Here is a 17017-nt window from a genome sequence, read left to right as displayed (position 1 = left end):
ATGCATCAACTGAAACACCGCATTCGCGAGCAAGCCCGCTCCCACATTTTTGATCGGCGTATCCCCTGATCAGGCGTGTTGTTTGCGGTACTCACCCGGCGCAATGCCGAACCGTGACTTGAACGCCGTCGAAAAATAACTCGAATCCGAAAACCCCCACGAGTACCCCAGCACCGAAAGCTTTTCCTCCACCCTGGATTGGCGCAGGGATTCAGCACACAAATCCAGCCGTCGGTTCTTGATGTACCGCGCCACCACCAGGCCCTTGCGGGCAAAGATCCGGTACAGCCCGCGCACCGACATCCCCACCTCCCGCGCCAGCCACTCGGGGCACAGCTCTTCGGAGCGAATGTGCTGGTCAATGCACTCCAGCGTCTTGCGGAACACTCGCTCATGGGCGTCGCTGCCCTCGCCCGCCTGGCTGATCGCCGGGCGCAGCAGGTTGATGATCGCCTCCAGCGTCGCCTCGCTTTCCTGCAAGGTCAGGTTGTCTTGCCGGGTGGCCTCCAGAATCAGCTGCCGGGACAGCATCGCCATCGGCGACGTCGCCTCGATCCGGTGCCCGCATTTGACCGGGTTGAAACGCAAGGTCTGCTCCACCAGGTACGACGGCAGGATCAACGACAACTGCCGCGAATTCTCGCTGTAGGTGAAGTCGCTGGGGTGCGCCGCATCGATCAGGGTAATGTCGCCGGCGCGCAACAGCGCCTTGCTGTCACCCTGGGCCATGCCGGCCGTGCCGTCGAGCTGGAACACGGCAAAGTACTTGCCGCCCTCGCCCGCCGCGATTTGGCTGGGGGTACGAAACAAGCGAGCCTGGCAGGCGTCGACAAAGCTGAGTTTCAGCGCGCCGCTCTGGTACTCGCGGATCTGCCCGGAAAAACCATCCCCCAGGATCTGCCCATCGAATGCGCCACAGATCTGATTGATCTGATGGATCCATTGGTCGAACCCATCACAGCGCTGTGCAATTGAAGACATCATGTTCAGGCCTCACGCAGGCTTATTTTTATTCTCTACGCCACATCACTCCACCCGTTCTCCTGAACAGCGTCGCTCCTTATTTCAGGCCTCCGAACCGCCGGTAAAAGCTTTCGCCAACGTCCGGCAACGGGCCGTCGGCAGTTTCCAGCGCGCTGTTCAGCCATTCCTCGGCCTTGGCGTAGATCAACCGGTAAATATTGCGGCACAACTGGCGGGCGGCTCGGCCTTCCCAATCGCCGGGGAGCAATTCATCGGGCAATTGCGGGTCGCGCAGCAGCAGTTTGCGGTACTCATGGATAAGCAGGACCCGTGCCAGGAAACAATCCGAAGGCTGTAGCTGTTCCTGCTCGCGAAGCGCTTGCCAGAGCGGTCGGAACAGTTGGATGAACTCGCTGTAATGGGCCGCCAGCTCCTCGATGTTCCAGCTCTCGCGCACCTGCACCCGCAGGGCCTTGGAGGCCAGTACATCCTGGGCGGTGGTTTCGAAGACGATGGTGTCTTCCTGGGCGCCGAGGTCGAGCAAGGTGGCGTTGACGTCGGCGCGGTCGCTGCGTGGGCAGGCCAGCACGGTCGGGGCAATCGCACCAAAACCTTGCCACTCCAGCTCTTCACGCACTTGTTTGCGCTTGTCCTGGGTCAACTGCGTGAGCATCACCAGGCACCACGAGCCATCCCATGCCGGCACGCTGGAGCTGTAGACCCGCTTGAAGGCCTTGTCGAAACGCCGACGCCCGGCACCGGTCAGGCTGTAGTAGCTGCGGCGCCCGACTTTTTCGGCGGTCAGCCAGCCTTCCTTGGTCAGGCGGAAGATCGAGGTGCGGATCAGCCGTTCATTGATGCCGATGGGTTCGAGCAACTGGATCAGGCTGCCCAGCCACACCGTCCCGCCGTGGGGTTCGATGGCGTCCCCGTACAAGGTGATGATCAAGGAACTGGCGCGAATCGGCGTCTGCTCCTGGAAGCGGGTAATCAGTTGGTTCAGGGGTGTCAGTGACGACATGGGCGTACCGAGGCAAAAAGAGAAAATATACCGTTTTTAGCGGCGTCGGGATGCAGGCGATTCATCTGCCCTTGGGCCGCAGGCCGCTGTCGCTGATGCGTGGGCGATCAGCTTCCGGTGCGCTCAGGGGTGCGCATTCCTGCATCTGCTCCAGGCAACGCTGAGCCAGGCGCTGGTATTCACGGGTGCCGGTTTGTTTCCAGTGCACCTCTTCATCACTGAGGCTGCGCTTGACGCTGGCCGGCGCGCCCATCACCAACGACTGCTCAGGGCACTCGAAACCGGCTTTGACGAACGCCGCCGCCGAGACGAATGAGCGAGCGCCGATACGGGCGTTGTCCATCACCACCGCATTCATGCCCACCAGCGCATCGGTGCCGATCCGGCAACCGTGCAGCACGGCGCCGTGGCCGATATGGCCGTTGCGCTCGACCACCGTATCGCTGTCCGGGAAGCCGTGCATCACACAGGTGTCCTGCAGGTTGGCGCCTTCTTCGAGGACGATGCGCCCGAAGTCGCCGCGCAAACTCGCCAGCGGCCCTACATAGCAATGGGGGCCGATGATCACGTCGCCGATCAGTACCGCCGAGGGATGGACGTAGGCCGTGGGGTCGACCACCGGGGTCAGGCCGTCGAGGCTGTAGCAAGTCATGGGGATTCCTTTTATGGCGTATTCGCAAAGCGATGCCGATCTTGGCTTATTTTGTATCACATCATTTTTACAAGCACAAAGCTGAAAAAGCGTATCGCTTGAATCATGTGTCGCCGTGGCTTGATACGGTGCCGCTGATAATCGACGTAAAGCCAATAAAATAGGGGATTTATCAGGTATTCACCGACCAGCACAGCGAGCAGTTCATTTTCATCAAACTCAAAACAAGACACACCAAATCAATTTTATCGTTGCATTTATGTATCACGTTAAAGCTATACTCCGGCAAAACCGGCTGACCACGCCGATCCAATAATGAGCCGGCTGACCGCCGAGCGTGCACCGTGAGGGCCTCACGACCATGAACTTCGAACACATCCTGTTTTCCATCGAGGCCGGCGTCGCCCTGCTCAGCCTCAATCGCCCCGACCAGCTCAACAGCTTCAACACGCAGATGCACGGCGAAGTCCAGCAAGCGTTGAAGCAAGTCCAGGAAAACCCCGACGTGCGCGTGCTGCTGCTCACCGGTGAAGGCCGCGGCTTTTGCGCCGGGCAAGACCTCAGCGACCGCAACGTGGCACCCGGCAGCGCGGTGCCGGACCTGGGCGAATCCATCGAGAAGTTCTACAACCCGCTGATCCGCCAACTGCGCGACCTGCCTTTGCCGGTGATCTGCGCGGTCAACGGCGTGGCGGCCGGTGCCGGCGCGAACATCCCGCTGGCCTGCGACCTGGTGCTGGCAGCACGCTCGGCGAACTTCATCCAAGCCTTCTGCAAGATCGGCCTGATCCCCGATTCCGGCGGCACCTGGACCCTGCCGCGCCTGGTGGGCATGGCCCGCGCCAAGGCGCTGGCCCTGCTGGGCAACCGCCTGAGCGCCGAGCAGGCCGAGCAATGGGGCCTGATCTACCGCTGCGTGGACGACGCCGAATTGCGCAACGAAGCCCTGACCCTGGCCCGCCACCTGGCCACGCAACCGACCTACGGCCTGGCGCTGATCAAGCGCAGCCTGAACGCCAGCCTGAGCAACAGCTTTGACCAACAACTGGAGCTGGAGCGCGACCTGCAACGCCTGGCCGGGCGCAGCGAGGATTACCGCGAAGGCGTCGCCGCCTTCATGGAAAAACGCAGCCCAAGCTTCAAGGGCCGCTGAAAGGAGCGCACCACATGACCAACCATGAAGCCATGAACCTGGCCAACCAGTGCGCCCAGGCCATGTTCAGCCGCGATGCCGCCAGCCAGGGCATGGGCATGCGCCTGCTCTCGGTGGCGCCGGGTTGCGCACGACTGGGCATGAGCGTGCGCGCCGACATGATCCAGGGCCACGGCACCTGCCACGGCGGCTACCTGTTTGCGCTGGCGGACTCGGCATTCGCCCTGGCCTGCAACAGCTACAACGACGCCACCGTGGCGCTCGGCTGCAGCATCGACTACATCGCCCCGGCCCACCTGGGCGACACCTTGAGTGCCGATTGCCGCGAGCAAAGCCGCTCGGGTCGCACCGGCAACTACGACGTCCGTATCGAAAACCAACTGGGCCAGCTGATTGCGCTGTTCCATGGCAAATCCTACAAAGTGCGCGGCACGGTGCTGGCGCAGGAGAATCCGAATGAATGACGCCTTGATCATCGACGCAGTCCGCACCCCGATCGGCCGCTACGCCGGCGCCTTGAGCAGCGTGCGTGCCGACGACCTCGGAGCGGTGCCGCTGCGCGAACTGCTGCGCCGCCACCCGCAAGTAGACTGGAGCAGCGTCGACGATGTGATCTACGGCTGCGCCAACCAGGCCGGCGAAGACAACCGCAACGTGGCGCGCATGTCGGCGCTGCTGGCCGGGCTGCCGGTGAGCGTGCCGGGCACCACCCTCAACCGTTTGTGCGGCTCGGGGCTGGACGCCATCGGCAGCGCGGCCCGGACGATTCGCTGTGGCGAGGCCGGCTTGATGCTGGTAGGCGGCGTGGAATCGATGTCCCGTGCGCCGCTGGTAATGGGCAAGGCCGAACAGGCGTTTTCCCGCGATGCGCAGCTATACGACACCACCATTGGCTGGCGCTTCGTCAACCCGCTGATGAAAAAGGCCTACGGGATCGACTCGATGCCGGAGACCGCTGAAAACGTCGCCGAGCAGTTCAATATCTCCCGCGCAGACCAGGACGCGTTTGCCCTGCGCAGCCAGCAACGTGCAGCCGCCGCCCAGGCCAGCGGGCGCCTGGCCAGGGAAATCGTCGCGGTGCAGATCCCCCAGCGCAAAGGCCCGGCCAAGGTGGTGGAACACGACGAACACCCCCGCGGCGACACCACCCTTGAACAACTGCAGAAACTCGGCACGCCATTCCGCGAGGGTGGCAGCATCACCGCCGGCAATGCATCCGGGGTCAACGACGGCGCCTGCGCCCTGCTGCTGGCCAGCGCGGAAGTTGCCAAGCGTCACGGCCTGGTCGCCCGCGGCCGGGTGGTGGCGATGGCCACCGCCGGCGTGGAACCGCGCATCATGGGCATCGGCCCGGTGCCGGCGACCCGCAAGGTGCTGGAACTGGCCAACCTGAGCCTGGCGGACATGGACGTGATCGAGCTCAACGAAGCCTTCGCCGCCCAGGGCCTGGCGGTGCTGCGCGAGCTGGGCCTGGGGGACAACGACCCACGGGTGAACCCCAACGGCGGCGCCATCGCCCTCGGCCATCCACTGGGGATGAGCGGCGCACGGCTGGTAACTACCGCCCTGCATGAATTGGAGGAACGTGGCGGCCGCTACGCCCTGTGCACCATGTGCATCGGCGTGGGCCAGGGCATCGCGCTGATCATCGAGCGCCTGTCCGACTAAAGATTCGCGATTCCCGGGGAGCCTAGCGGTATCCTTGGGGCATGCACTCAAAGCCCACGGTGTGCGGTGGGCTGATACACAAAAATAATTCGAGTGAACTCATGAACATGCCTATTCCAAACGCCGTGCTTAACCCTGTGCTGGACCCGCTGGAAACCGCCAGCGTCGACGAACTGCGCGCCCATCAACTGGAGCGCCTGCGCTGGAGCCTGCGCCACGCCTACCAGAATGTGCCGCTGTACCGTCAGCGCTTCGACGCGCTGGGGGTGCACCCGGATGACATCAAGTCCCTGGACGACCTGGCCAGGTTCCCGTTCACCACCAAGGGCGACCTGCGGGACAGTTACCCCTACGGCATGTTTGCCGTGCCGATGAACGAGGTGGTGCGCCTGCACGCTTCCAGCGGCACCACCGGCAAGCCGACGGTGGTGGGTTACACCCAGAACGACATCGACACCTGGGCCAATGTGGTGGCCCGCTCGATCCGCGCGGCCGGTGGGCGACGTGGCGACAAGGTGCATATCTCCTATGGCTACGGGCTGTTCACCGGCGGTCTTGGTGCCCACTACGGCGCGGAACGCCTGGGTTGTACGGTGATTCCGATGTCCGGCGGGCAGACGGAAAAACAGGTGCAACTGATCAAGGATTTCCAACCGGACATCATCATGGTCACGCCCTCGTACATGCTGAACATTGCCGATGAAATCGAGCGCCAGGGCATTGATCCACAGAAGCTGGCGTTGCGACTGGGGATCTTTGGGGCCGAGCCGTGGACTGCCGAGCTGCGCAGTGCAATCGAGGCGCGACTGGGGATTATGGCGCTGGATATTTACGGGCTGTCGGAAATCATGGGGCCTGGGGTGGCCATGGAGTGTGCGGAAACCAAGGATGGCCCGACCATTTGGGAGGATCACTTCTACCCGGAGATCATCGACCCGGTGACGGGTGAGGTGCTGCCGGACGGGCAGATGGGAGAACTGGTATTTACCTCCTTGAGCAAGGAGGCGCTGCCGATGATTCGCTACCGCACCCGGGATTTGACGCGGTTGCTGCCGGGGACTGCGCGGCCGATGCGGCGGATCGACAAGATCACCGGGCGCAGTGATGACATGTTGATCATTCGCGGGGTTAATGTGTTTCCCACGCAGATCGAGGAGCAGGTGCTTAAAATAAAACAGCTTTCAGAGTGTTATGAGATACATCTGTATCGTAATGGCAACCTGGACAGTGTGGATGTGCATGTGGAGCTGAAGGCTGAGCATCAGCACCTCAATGATGAACAACAGAAAGCCGTCTCCAGCGAACTGAGCAGGCACATCAAGACGTATATCGGGATCAGCTCGCGCATCGTTTTGCAGCCGCTGCATTCGATCAAGCGGTCTGAGGGCAAGGCTTGCCATGTGATGGATCGTCGCCCTAAAGCATGACTGCTGCACCTTTTTGGCCCCGCATTTGCGGGGCTTTTTTTTGCTCGTTTTTTGGGGTGGGGGTAGAGCACCAGCAAAATCAAAGGCGCACACGGTTCAAATGTGGGAGCGGGCCTGCTCGCGAAGGTCGTTAACGATGACGCGGGCATCCTGATTCAACGCGGCGCACTCAGGTTCTTCGCGAGCAAGCCCGCTCCCACATAAAGCGGCCCTGTTTTTTGCCTACTGGCCCTGCTTACCACGGTGACCGGGAACCCTATGCCGCCGTTACCGTAGCGACAGATATCTGCTCCCTTCCCGCAAAGCGATACAAAATCAAATAACGACACGTAATTTTGTGTTTGATATTAATTTCCGTATCGCTTATAAAGTCCTCCATGCCTACGACAAAACACAAGGCGGGAGACCCCCCATGTACGCACAGCTTGTAGAAACCGGAGTAAAGCGCATCAAGGACCTCTCCGAGATGTCCGACCAGGAACGCGCTTTCCAGGAAAAAATCGACGCCGAAATCAAGATCGAAGCCAAGAACTGGATGCCCGACGCCTACCGTCAAACCCTGATCCGCCAGATCTCCCAACACGCCCACTCGGAAATCGTCGGCATGCTGCCCGAGGGCAACTGGGTCACCCGCGCCCCCACCCTCAAACGCAAGCTGCAACTGATGGCCAAGATCCAGGACGAAGCCGGCCACGGCCTGTACCTCTACAGCGCCATGGAAACCCTGGGCGCCGACCGCGACGAAGAAATCGCCAAGCTCCACAGCGGCAAGGCCAAGTACTCCAGCATCTTCAACTACCCCACCCTGAACTGGGCCGACATGGGCGCAGTAGGCTGGCTGGTAGACGGCGCCGCCATCGTCAACCAGGTGGTACTGCAGCGCACCTCCTACGGCCCCTACTCCCGGGCCATGGTGCGCATCTGCAAGGAAGAAAGCTTTCACCAGCGCCAGGGCTACGAACTGCTGCTGACCATGATGCGCCAGGGCACCCAGGCGCAAAAAGACATGGTCCAGGACGCGATCAACCGCCTCTGGTGGCCATCGCTGATGATGTTCGGCCCCAGCGACGAACACTCCCCCAACAGCGCCCAGTCCATGGCCTGGAAAATCAAGCGCCAGAGCAACGACGAACTGCGCCAGCGCTTCATCGACCAGACCATCCCGCAGCTGGAGCTGCTGGGCTGCACCTGCCCCGACCCGGACCTGAAGTGGAACGCCGAACGCGGCCATTACGATTTCGGCGAGATCCAGTGGAGCGAGTTCTACGAAGTGCTCAAGGGCAACGGCCCGTGCAACCAGGAACGCGTCGCCACCCGCCGCAAGGCGATTGAAGGCGGTGCCTGGGTACGCGAAGCCGCCGTCGCCCACGCCCGTAAAAAACAGAACAAGAACGCCGCCTGATCGGCCACCTGATGTGGAGTCACCGTTATGTCTGAATGGACCCTGTTTGAAGTCTTCGTGCGCAGCAAGCACGGCCTGAATCACAAGCATGTGGGCAGCGTGCATGCCGCCGACACCACCATGGCCATCGAAAACGCCCGGGAGCTGTACACCCGCCGCAGTGAAGGCGTGAGCCTGTGGGTAGTGCCTTCCGCGCTGATCACCGCCTCGTCGCCGGACGAGAAAGACCCGCTGTTCGACCCGGCCGATGACAAGGTCTACCGCCACGCCAGCTTCTACGAGTTGCCGGCCGAAGTCGGGCATATGTGAGGTCGACCATGAACCCTGAAACCGATCTGATCGAATACCTGCTGCGCCTCGGCGACAGCGCCCTGATCCAGGGCCAGCGCCTGTGCCAGTGGTGCGGCCATGCGCCGGCGCTGGAAGAAGAACTGGCACTGATGAACGTCGGCCTCGACCTGGTGGGCCAGGCGCGCAACTGGCTGGAGTACGCCGCCGAGCTGCTGGACGACGGGCGCGACGCCGATCACCTGGCCTTCCGCCGGGATGAGCGGGCCTATCGCAACCTGCTGCTGGTGGAACAACCCAACGGCGACTACGCGGTGACCATCCTCAAGCAATTCCTGTATGACGCCTGGCACTTGCCGGTGTTGAGCGGCCTGGCCCAATCCAGCGACGAACGCATCGCCGGCATCGCGGCCAAGGCGGTGAAGGAAGTCACCTATCACCTGCGCCGCTCCAGCGAGTGGGTGGAGCGCCTGGGAGACGGCACCGAGGAAAGCCATAAACGCATGCTCGCGGCGATCCCCGAGCTGTGGCGGTTCACCGTGGAACTGACCGGCGCCGACGACAGTGAACAGCGCCTGCACGCCGCCGGCATTACGCCGGACGCCGCTCAGGTTGCCGCAGCGTGGCAAACCCAGGTCAGCGAAATCTTTACCAGCGCCACCCTGCCCCTGCCGCCTGCTGCGAGCTATTTCTACCTGGATGCACGCCGCGGTTTGCACAGCGAGCACCTGGGAATTTTGTTGGCGGAAATGCAGTTTTTGCCCCGAGCGTACCCCGATGCAACCTGGTGAGCTGATCGCCAGCGACCAGGGCGCACGCCCGGCGCAACCCACCGACCTGGCTGCCGCGTGGGCCACCCTGGCGCAGGTCATGGACCCGGAAGTGCCGGTGGTGAGCGTGGTCGACCTGGGCATAGTGCGCGACCTGGACTGGCAGGCCGGCCACTTGCATGTGGTGGTCACGCCGACCTACTCCGGCTGCCCCGCCACCGAAGTGATCGAGGGCGACATCCGCGATGCATTGGAGCTGGCAGGTTTCCGCGCGCCGCAACTGGAACGCAAGCTGACCCCGGCCTGGACCACCGACTGGATCACCAGCAGCGGCCGCGAACGCCTGCGGGCCTACGGCATCGCACCGCCCCAAGGCAGTAGCAGCAAACGCAGCCTGCTGGGAGAAAGCCCGGTGATTGCTTGCCCGCAATGCGGCAGCACCCACACCGAAGTGCTCAGCGAATTCGGCTCCACCGCCTGCAAGGCGCTGCACCGCTGCCGCGATTGCCTGGAGCCGTTCGACTATTTCAAGTGCATCTGAGGGGCCAGCGGCCCGCTTGGTTGGAGAACAACAATGAGCAAATTTCACAGCCTGACCATCAAGGATGTGCGCAACGAGACCCGTGACGCGGTGTCCATCGCCTTCGAGATTCCGCAGCACCTGCAAGACAGCTTCCACTTCACCCAGGGCCAGCACCTGGTGATGCGCACCCAGCTGGATGGCGAGGAAGTGCGCCGTTCCTATTCGATCTGCACCGGGGTCAATGACGGTGAACTGCGCATCGCCATCAAGCGCGTGGCCGGTGGACGGTTCTCCGCCTTTGCCAATGAGCAGCTCAAGGCCGGGCACAGCCTGGAAGTGATGCCGCCCGCCGGGCATTTTCATGTGGACCTTGATCCGGCTCGCCACGGCCATTACCTGGCAGTGGCGGCCGGCAGCGGTATCACGCCGATCCTGTCGATCATAAAGACCACCCTGCAAACCGAGCCCCACAGCCGCGTGACGCTGCTGTACGGCAACCGTTCCAGCTCCGGTGCACTGTTTCGCGAACAGCTGGAAGACCTGAAGAACCGCTACCTGCAGCGCCTGAACCTGATCTTCGTGTTCAGCCGCGAGCAGCAGGATGTTGACCTTTACAACGGCCGCATCAATGCCGAGAAGTGCGAGCAACTGTTCTCCCGCTGGCTCGACGTGAAAGCCCTCGACGCGGCCTTTATCTGCGGCCCGCAGGAGATGACCGAGACCGTGCGCGACAGCCTCAAGGCCAAGGGCATGGCGCCCGAGCGCATCCATTTCGAACTGTTCGCCGCCGCCGGCAGCCAGCACAAGCGCGAGGCCCGCGAAGCGGCGCGGCAAGTGGATGCGGCGGTCAGCCAGATCACGGTGATCAGCGATGGCCGCGCCCTCGCCTTCGACCTGCCCCGCAACACTCAGAGCATCCTCGACGCGGGCAATGCCCAGGGCGCCGAGCTGCCGTATTCGTGCAAGGCCGGCGTGTGCTCCACCTGCAAATGCAAAGTCATCGAAGGCGAAGTGGAGATGGACAGCAACCACGCCCTCGAAGACTACGAAGTGGCCGCCGGCTATGTGCTGTCGTGCCAGGCATTCCCGGTCAGCGACAAGGTGGTACTGGATTTCGATCAGCTTTAAGGACACACCGCTCCCCTGTAGGAGCGAGCTTGCTCGCGAAGATCGTTAACGATGACGCGGGTAGCCTGAATCAACGCGGCGCCCTCAGGTTTTTCGCGAGCAAGCTCGCTCCTACAGGACGCAGGTTTAACCACAACAACAATAAAAAGGAGCACACCACCATGACCCCCGACGATATCGAGCGCATCCGTCGACATCCCGATTTCATCCAGTTGGTACGCCGCAAACAGAACCTGTACTGGTCGCTGTCGCTGATCATGCTGGTGATCTATTTCGGGTTTGTGCTGTTGGTGGCGTTCTCCCCGGCTACCCTCGGGCAGTCGTTGAGCGGCGGCGTGACCACCGTGGGCATGCTGGTGGGTGTGGTGATTGTGCTGCTGGCGTTCGCGCTGACCGGCTTTTATGTGTACCGCGCCAACCACGTGATCGACCCGCTGAACGACAAGCTCAAGCAGGAGTGCACAGCATGAGCCGGCTGGTAGCGTGGTTTCTCCTGCCGCTGGCATTGGCCACGGACCTTGCAGTCGCCGCCGACGGCGCATCCCGGCCACTGAACTGGAACGCCATCGGCATGTTCCTGGTGTTCGTGCTGTTCACCCTCGGCGTGACTCGCTGGGCCGCCCTGCGCACCCGTTCCGCCAGCGACTTCTACACCGCCGGCGGCGGCATGAGCGGCTTCCAGAATGGCCTGGCGATTGCCGGCGACATGATCTCGGCGGCGTCATTCCTCGGCATCTCGGCGATGATGTTCCTCAACGGTTATGACGGCCTGCTCTACGCCCTGGGCGTGTTGGCCGGCTGGCCGATCATCCTGTTCCTGATCGCCGAGCGCCTGCGCAACCTGGGCAAGTACACGTTTGCCGATGTGGTGTCCTACCGCCTGGAGCAGACCCCGGTGCGCCTGACCTCGGCCTTCGGCACCCTGACCGTGGCGCTGATGTACCTGGTGGCGCAGATGGTGGGCGCCGGCAAGCTGATCGAGCTGCTGTTCGGCATCGACTACCTGTACGCGGTGATGCTGGTGGGCGTGCTGATGGTGTTCTACGTGACCTTCGGCGGCATGCTCGCCACCACCTGGGTGCAGATCATCAAGGCGGTGATGTTGCTGTTCGGCACCACCTTCATGGCGTTCATGGTGCTCAAGCACTTTGGTTTCAGCACCGAGGCGATGTTCGCCGGGGCCACCGCCGTGCACGCCAAGGGCAGCGCGATCATGGCGCCGGGCGGCTTGCTGTCGAACCCGATCGATGCGATTTCCCTGGGGCTGGGCATGATGTTCGGCACCGCCGGGTTGCCGCATATCCTGATGCGCTTCTTTACCGTCAGCGACGCCAAGGAAGCGCGCAAGAGCGTGTTCTACGCCACCGGTTTCATTGGCTACTTCTACCTGCTGCTGATCATCGTCGGCTTCGGCGCCATCGTCATGGTGGGTACTGACCCAAGCTTCCGGGATGCCAACGGCGCGATCATCGGCGGCGGCAACATGATCGCCGTGCACCTGGCACAGGCCGTGGGCGGCAACCTGTTCCTGGGGTTCATTTCGGCGGTGGCCTTCGCGACCATCCTGGCCGTGGTCGCCGGGCTGGCGTTGTCCGGCGCGTCGGCGGTGTCCCACGACCTGTATGCCTGCGTGATCCGCAAGGGCCAGGCCAGCGAGCAGCAGGAAATCCGCGTGTCGCGCATCGCCACGCTGTGCATCGGCGTGCTGGCGATCATCCTCGGCCTACTGTTTGAGTCGCAGAACATTGCGTTCCTGTCCGGCCTGGTACTGGCAATCGCCGCCTCGGTGAATTTCCCGGTGCTGTTCCTCTCGATGTACTGGAAGGGCCTGACCACCCGTGGCGCGGTGACCGGCAGCCTGGCGGGACTGGTCTCGGCCATCGTGCTGCTGGTGCTGAGCCCGGCGGTGTGGGTCAACGTACTGCATTACGACAAGGCGCTGTTCCCCTATTCCAACCCTGCACTGTTTTCCATGAGCCTGGCGTTTTTCAGCGCCTGGGTCTTTTCCGTCACCGACCGCTCGCCCCGCGCTGCCGTTGAACGCGGGCGTTACCTGGCGCAGTTCATTCGCTCCATGACCGGCATTGGTGCCGCAGGCGCCAGCAAACACTAACTCTCATTTTCCAACCCGGAGGAATCGTGATGTCTCACGCCCCTACCCTGCAAAGTTTTATCGCTGGCCGCTGGATCGGCCAACACGGCGCCCAGGTGCTGCGCAGCGCCATTGACGGCCACGAGCTGGCACGCACTCACGAGGAGCGCCCGGACTTCGCCGAAGCCATCGAACACGGGCGCCGCCAGGGTGTCAGCGGGCTGATGGCCCTGGATTTCCAGCAGCGGGCCCAGCGCCTCAAGGCCATCGCGCTGTACCTGAGCGAGCGCAAGGAACAGCTCTACGCCCTCTCCCACCACAGCGGCGCGACCCGTGCCGACAGCTGGATCGATATCGAAGGCGGCAACAGCACGCTGTTCACCTACGCCAGCCTGGGCTCGCGGGAATTGCCGTCGGGCAATATCGTCCACGAAGGCCCGGCGATGCAGCTGAGCAAGCTCGGCAGCTTTGCCGGCACCCATATCCTGGTGCCTCGTGGCGGCCTGGTGGTGCACATCAACGCGTTCAACTTCCCGATCTGGGGCATGCTGGAAAAATTCGCCCCGAGTTTCCTGGCGGGCATGCCATGCATCGTCAAGCCGGCCAGCGCCACCAGCTACCTGACCGAAGCCGTGGTGCGCCTGATGGACGAATCCGGCCTGCTGCCACCCGGCAGCCTGCAACTGGTGATCGGCAGCACCGGCGACTTGCTCGACCGCCTGCAAGGCCAGGACGTGGTGACCTTCACCGGCTCCGCCGACACCGCCGCCAAGCTGCGGGTCAACCCGAACCTGATCCGCAACTCGGTGCCGTTCAACGCCGAGGCCGACTCGCTGAACTGCGCGATCCTCGCCCCGGACGTAAGCCCGGACGACGAAGAGTTCGAGCTGTTCATCAAGGAAGTCGCCCGGGAAATGACCACCAAGGCCGGGCAGAAATGCACCGCCATTCGCCGCGCCATCGTGCCGGCCAAACATATCGACGCCGTCGCCACCCGCCTGCGGGACCGCCTGAAAAAAGTCGTGGTGGGCGACCCGTCGGTGGAAGGCGTGCGCATGGGCGCACTGGCCTCCCACGACCAGCAGAAAGACGTGGCCGAACGCCTGGAAAGCCTGCTGCAGAGCAGCGATATGCTGTTCGGCGCCCGCGACGGCTTTGAACCCCGCGGTGAAAACGTCAGCCAGGGCGCGTTCTTCGCCCCGACCCTGCTGCAAGCCCGCGACCCGCATGCGGAAGGCGGCGCCCACGACATCGAGGCCTTCGGCCCGGTCAGCACGCTGATGGCCTACGACGACCTCGACGAAGCCCTGGCCCTGGCCGCACGCGGCAAAGGCAGCCTCGTCGCGAGCCTGATCACCAAAGACCCGCAGATCGCTGCCAAAGCCATCCCGGTGGCTGCCGCGTGGCACGGCCGCCTGCTGGTGCTCGACCGCGAATCCGCCGCCGAATCCACCGGCCACGGCTCGCCCCTGCCGCAACTCAAGCACGGCGGCCCGGGCCGCGCCGGTGGCGGCGAAGAACTCGGCGGCTTGCGCGCCGTGAAACACTACCTGCAACGCGCAGCCGTACAGGGCTCACCGACCATGCTGGCGGCGGTCACCGGCGAGTACGTACGCGGCGCCAAGGTCATCGAGACCGAAGTGCACCCGTTCCGCCGCTTCTTCCAGGACCTGCAGATTGGCGAATCGCTGCTGACCCACCGCCGCACCGTCACCGAGGCCGACCTGGTGAACTTCGGCTGCCTGTCGGGCGATCACTTCTACATGCACTTCGATGACATCGCCGCCAAGGAATCGCAATTCGGCAAACGCATTGCCCATGGTTACTTTGTGCTGTCGGCGGCGGCCGGGCTGTTTGTGTCTCCGGCACCGGGGCCGGTGCTGGCGAACTACGGACTGGACACCCTGCGGTTTATCAACCCGGTGGGCATTGGCGACACCATCCAGGCGCGGCTGACCTGCAAGCGCAAGATCGACCATGGCAAGAAGAGCCCCCAGGGCATTCCGCAAGGCGTGGTGGCGTGGGATGTGGAGGTGACCAACCAGCTGGGTGAGCTGGTGGCCAGTTATGACATCTTGACGTTGGTGGTCAAACGCGAGGAGTGACCGCTCAGACCAATGTGGGAGCTCTCGAGCCCCAGCGAGGCTGCGATGGGATCACCGCGCCGTACCTGCCAGACCGCGGCGCCTGCATCGCAGCCTCGCTGGGGCTCGACAGCTCCCACAGTTGATCTCAGTTGATCAGGAGCGTGTGTTCGTATCCCGTGACGCCCTGCGTCACCACTGAACAGATTGATTTTTTATTCCGCACGACACACCTTAGCGAATCGTTTTTCTAAAAGGTGACGCCCGCAGTGTCCGACTTTCCGACTCTCAAAACCGAACGCCTGACCCTCAGAGAACTTACACAGGAGGATGCGGTGGGGTTGTTTGCGATTCATAGCGACGCTGAAGCAATGAAGTGGTTCGGTGCCGACCCAATCACCGAGCCTCATCAAGCGGAGCAACTGATCGAGCTGTTTGCCAGTTGGCGCACCTCACCCAATCCGGGGATTCGCTGGGGGATTGAGGAGACAGCCACGGCAGCGCTGATCGGCACCTGTGGTTTCTTCAAATGGAATCTTGCGTGGCGCAGTTGCGCCATCGGGTTTGAGATGGCGCAATCGGCACAGGGACAGGGGCTCATGAAGGAGGCGGTTTACGCCGCCCTTCGATGGGCGTTCCAGCACATGGAACTCAACAGGATCGACGCGCTGGTTCATCCTGACAACGCTCGGTCACTGAACCTGCTTGAGAAAGCCGGGTTCGTGCGTGAAGGAACGTTGAGGCAGGCGGGTTACTGGAACGCAGCTCATCAAGACCTGGTTCAGCTTTCGCTGCTGCGTGGGGAGTGTGAGTACCTTTAGTGTCAGCGCGCGGTCCGGCGGTAAACCAGCGTATCGCGTACGCCAAAGTACTCGCAGCGCCGCGCGCCTTGAAGGGTTTCCACCCATTCAAACCCCGTTGCCTCAGCCAGTCGTTGACTGGATATGTTCGCCGAAGAAGTGGTCAGGCGCAGTGTGTGCCCGCTCAACTGCGAAACCAGAGCGGTCAATGCCTCCCTCATCAGCCCATGACCGGCGTGTGCCTGATTGCCCCAATAGCCAACTTCGTAGCTGTGAATCTCATCGGCCAGCGGCAGCAGGCCGATACAGCCCACCAATGCCTGGGGCTCGTCGCGAGATAACAGGAAATACCGTTTCTCCCCGACAGGCGCATCGAAGTCTTTTGCCGCGCGCTGCAGGCTTTCCTGCGTGTCCTCCCGCGTCCAGTGCGGCTTGCTCCATACGAGAAACCGGCGGTGCAGCGCGTAGCTGGCGTTCAAGGCATCGGCGAGTTTTTCAGCGAGCGCCACGTCGGGCGCAACCAGGGTCATCCGGTCAGTTTGCAGGGTTGTGGGCAGCGGCGCCTGCTGTTCAATGGTTTGCACCCACACGAATCCTTCGTCTTCACTGGGTGGCTCGAGCATGCTGAACACGCTTTTCAGCGCGTCCTCCGGCACCTTTTTGTCGGCATTGCGTTGGGCATTTCGCGATAACGCCAGCTCCAGCGGTGCGCTCACCAGGATGCCGATCACCGGGACTGCATATTCCCTCGCGATGGACAGCAGCTCCTCCCGATGACGCCTCGCCGGCAAAGCAGCATCGAAGACGATTGCGCCGTGCCCCAACCGCTCAAGGTTTTCCGCCACCCAGCGAGACTTGCCCGCCCCCTGCACGCCCATGACCACGTACACATGAGTGCCCTTTGCCGCCTGTGACAGCTCGTGCCTCAACCGCGCATACGCGAGCTGCCATGCCTGTCGATTTCGTTCAGGCGTGAATTCCCTGCCGAACTCGGTTTCCAGATAGTCGTCAGGGTTGATCACCAAGGGCAAGTCCATCGACCGATC

At 62.7% G+C, this 17017-nt stretch carries 17 protein-coding genes; 13 read left to right on the top strand and 4 right to left on the bottom strand.

Translation table 11 applies throughout. The features are described 5' to 3' along the window. Positions 1-69: 69 nt before the first annotated feature. The 3 genes from feaR to paaY form a co-directional block, all read right to left on the bottom strand. Positions 70-984 (bottom strand): transcriptional regulator FeaR, encoded by a 915-nt coding sequence (feaR, locus tag HX817_RS10175; RefSeq protein ID WP_003208881.1) that lies wholly within the window; start codon positions 982-984, stop codon positions 70-72. 76 nt (positions 985-1060) lie between these two features. Further along, on the bottom strand, positions 1061-1984 hold the full coding sequence (gene paaX, locus HX817_RS10170) for a phenylacetic acid degradation operon negative regulatory protein PaaX (protein WP_063029029.1): 924 nt from the start codon (positions 1982-1984) through the stop codon (positions 1061-1063). Positions 1985-2045: 61 nt separating this feature from the next. Continuing rightward, entirely contained in the window at positions 2046-2636 is a 591-nt protein-coding gene (paaY, locus tag HX817_RS10165; RefSeq protein ID WP_003208885.1) for a phenylacetic acid degradation protein PaaY, read from the bottom strand. A 361-nt stretch (positions 2637-2997) separates the two neighbouring features. Here paaY and paaG point away from each other — a divergent pair, with 361 nt between their 5' ends. The 13 genes from paaG (at position 2998) to HX817_RS10100 (ending at position 15992) form a co-directional block, all read left to right on the top strand. Then, positions 2998-3789: a 2-(1,2-epoxy-1,2-dihydrophenyl)acetyl-CoA isomerase PaaG gene (gene paaG, locus HX817_RS10160; RefSeq protein ID WP_003208887.1), complete on the top strand. Its 792-nt coding sequence runs from the start codon at positions 2998-3000 to the stop codon at positions 3787-3789. A gap of 14 nt (positions 3790-3803) precedes the next feature. Continuing rightward, positions 3804-4253: a hydroxyphenylacetyl-CoA thioesterase PaaI gene (paaI, locus tag HX817_RS10155; RefSeq protein ID WP_008431049.1), complete on the top strand. Its 450-nt coding sequence runs from the start codon at positions 3804-3806 to the stop codon at positions 4251-4253. Beyond that, the gene (pcaF, locus tag HX817_RS10150) at positions 4246-5457 is read left to right on the top strand and encodes a 3-oxoadipyl-CoA thiolase (RefSeq protein WP_177040185.1); all 1212 of its coding nucleotides are present in this window, start codon (positions 4246-4248) and stop codon (positions 5455-5457) included. The genes paaI and pcaF overlap by 8 nt, the downstream gene beginning before the upstream one ends. Positions 5458-5558: 101 nt before the next feature. Next, positions 5559-6884 (top strand): phenylacetate--CoA ligase PaaK, encoded by a 1326-nt coding sequence (gene paaK / locus HX817_RS10145; protein ID WP_177040184.1) that lies wholly within the window; start codon positions 5559-5561, stop codon positions 6882-6884. 412 nt (positions 6885-7296) lie between these two features. Beyond that, positions 7297-8286 (top strand): 1,2-phenylacetyl-CoA epoxidase subunit PaaA, encoded by a 990-nt coding sequence (paaA, locus tag HX817_RS10140; RefSeq protein ID WP_177040183.1) that lies wholly within the window; start codon positions 7297-7299, stop codon positions 8284-8286. 27 nt (positions 8287-8313) lie between these two features. After that, positions 8314-8595: a 1,2-phenylacetyl-CoA epoxidase subunit PaaB gene (gene paaB, locus HX817_RS10135; RefSeq protein ID WP_003208899.1), complete on the top strand. Its 282-nt coding sequence runs from the start codon at positions 8314-8316 to the stop codon at positions 8593-8595. Between the two features lie 8 nt (positions 8596-8603). Next, positions 8604-9365, top strand: a complete 762-nt coding sequence (gene paaC, locus HX817_RS10130; protein ID WP_102368709.1) for a 1,2-phenylacetyl-CoA epoxidase subunit PaaC — start codon at positions 8604-8606, stop codon at positions 9363-9365. Continuing rightward, positions 9352-9885 (top strand): 1,2-phenylacetyl-CoA epoxidase subunit PaaD, encoded by a 534-nt coding sequence (gene paaD / locus HX817_RS10125; RefSeq protein ID WP_003208903.1) that lies wholly within the window; start codon positions 9352-9354, stop codon positions 9883-9885. Before paaC ends, paaD begins: the two co-directional genes overlap by 14 nt. 33 nt (positions 9886-9918) lie before the next feature. Beyond that, complete coding sequence (gene paaE, locus HX817_RS10120; RefSeq protein ID WP_003208905.1) at positions 9919-10995, top strand: 1,2-phenylacetyl-CoA epoxidase subunit PaaE; 1077 nt, start codon at positions 9919-9921, stop codon at positions 10993-10995. Between the two features lie 161 nt (positions 10996-11156). Next, positions 11157-11465: a DUF485 domain-containing protein gene (locus HX817_RS10115; protein WP_003208907.1), complete on the top strand. Its 309-nt coding sequence runs from the start codon at positions 11157-11159 to the stop codon at positions 11463-11465. Continuing rightward, complete coding sequence (locus HX817_RS10110) at positions 11462-13108, top strand: cation acetate symporter (RefSeq protein ID WP_003208909.1); 1647 nt, start codon at positions 11462-11464, stop codon at positions 13106-13108. Before HX817_RS10115 ends, HX817_RS10110 begins: the two co-directional genes overlap by 4 nt. A gap of 29 nt (positions 13109-13137) precedes the next feature. After that, a complete protein-coding gene (paaZ, locus tag HX817_RS10105; RefSeq protein WP_177040182.1) occupies positions 13138-15192 on the top strand; it encodes a phenylacetic acid degradation bifunctional protein PaaZ in 2055 nt (684 codons plus the stop codon). A 248-nt stretch (positions 15193-15440) separates the two neighbouring features. Further along, positions 15441-15992 carry a GNAT family N-acetyltransferase gene (locus tag HX817_RS10100; RefSeq protein ID WP_177040181.1) on the top strand — a complete coding sequence of 184 codons (552 nt, stop codon included), beginning with the start codon at positions 15441-15443 and terminating at the stop codon, positions 15990-15992. Between the two features lie 2 nt (positions 15993-15994). Here HX817_RS10100 and HX817_RS10095 read toward each other — a convergent pair whose 3' ends face one another. Beyond that, positions 15995-17008 carry a GNAT family N-acetyltransferase gene (locus tag HX817_RS10095; RefSeq protein WP_102604584.1) on the bottom strand — a complete coding sequence of 338 codons (1014 nt, stop codon included), beginning with the start codon at positions 17006-17008 and terminating at the stop codon, positions 15995-15997. Positions 17009-17017: the final 9 nt, after the last annotated feature.

Source organism: Pseudomonas sp. C6002 (assembly GCF_013385805.1).
Lineage (GTDB): Bacteria > Pseudomonadota > Gammaproteobacteria > Pseudomonadales > Pseudomonadaceae > Aquipseudomonas.
This window is presented reverse-complemented; position numbering and strand designations above follow the sequence as displayed.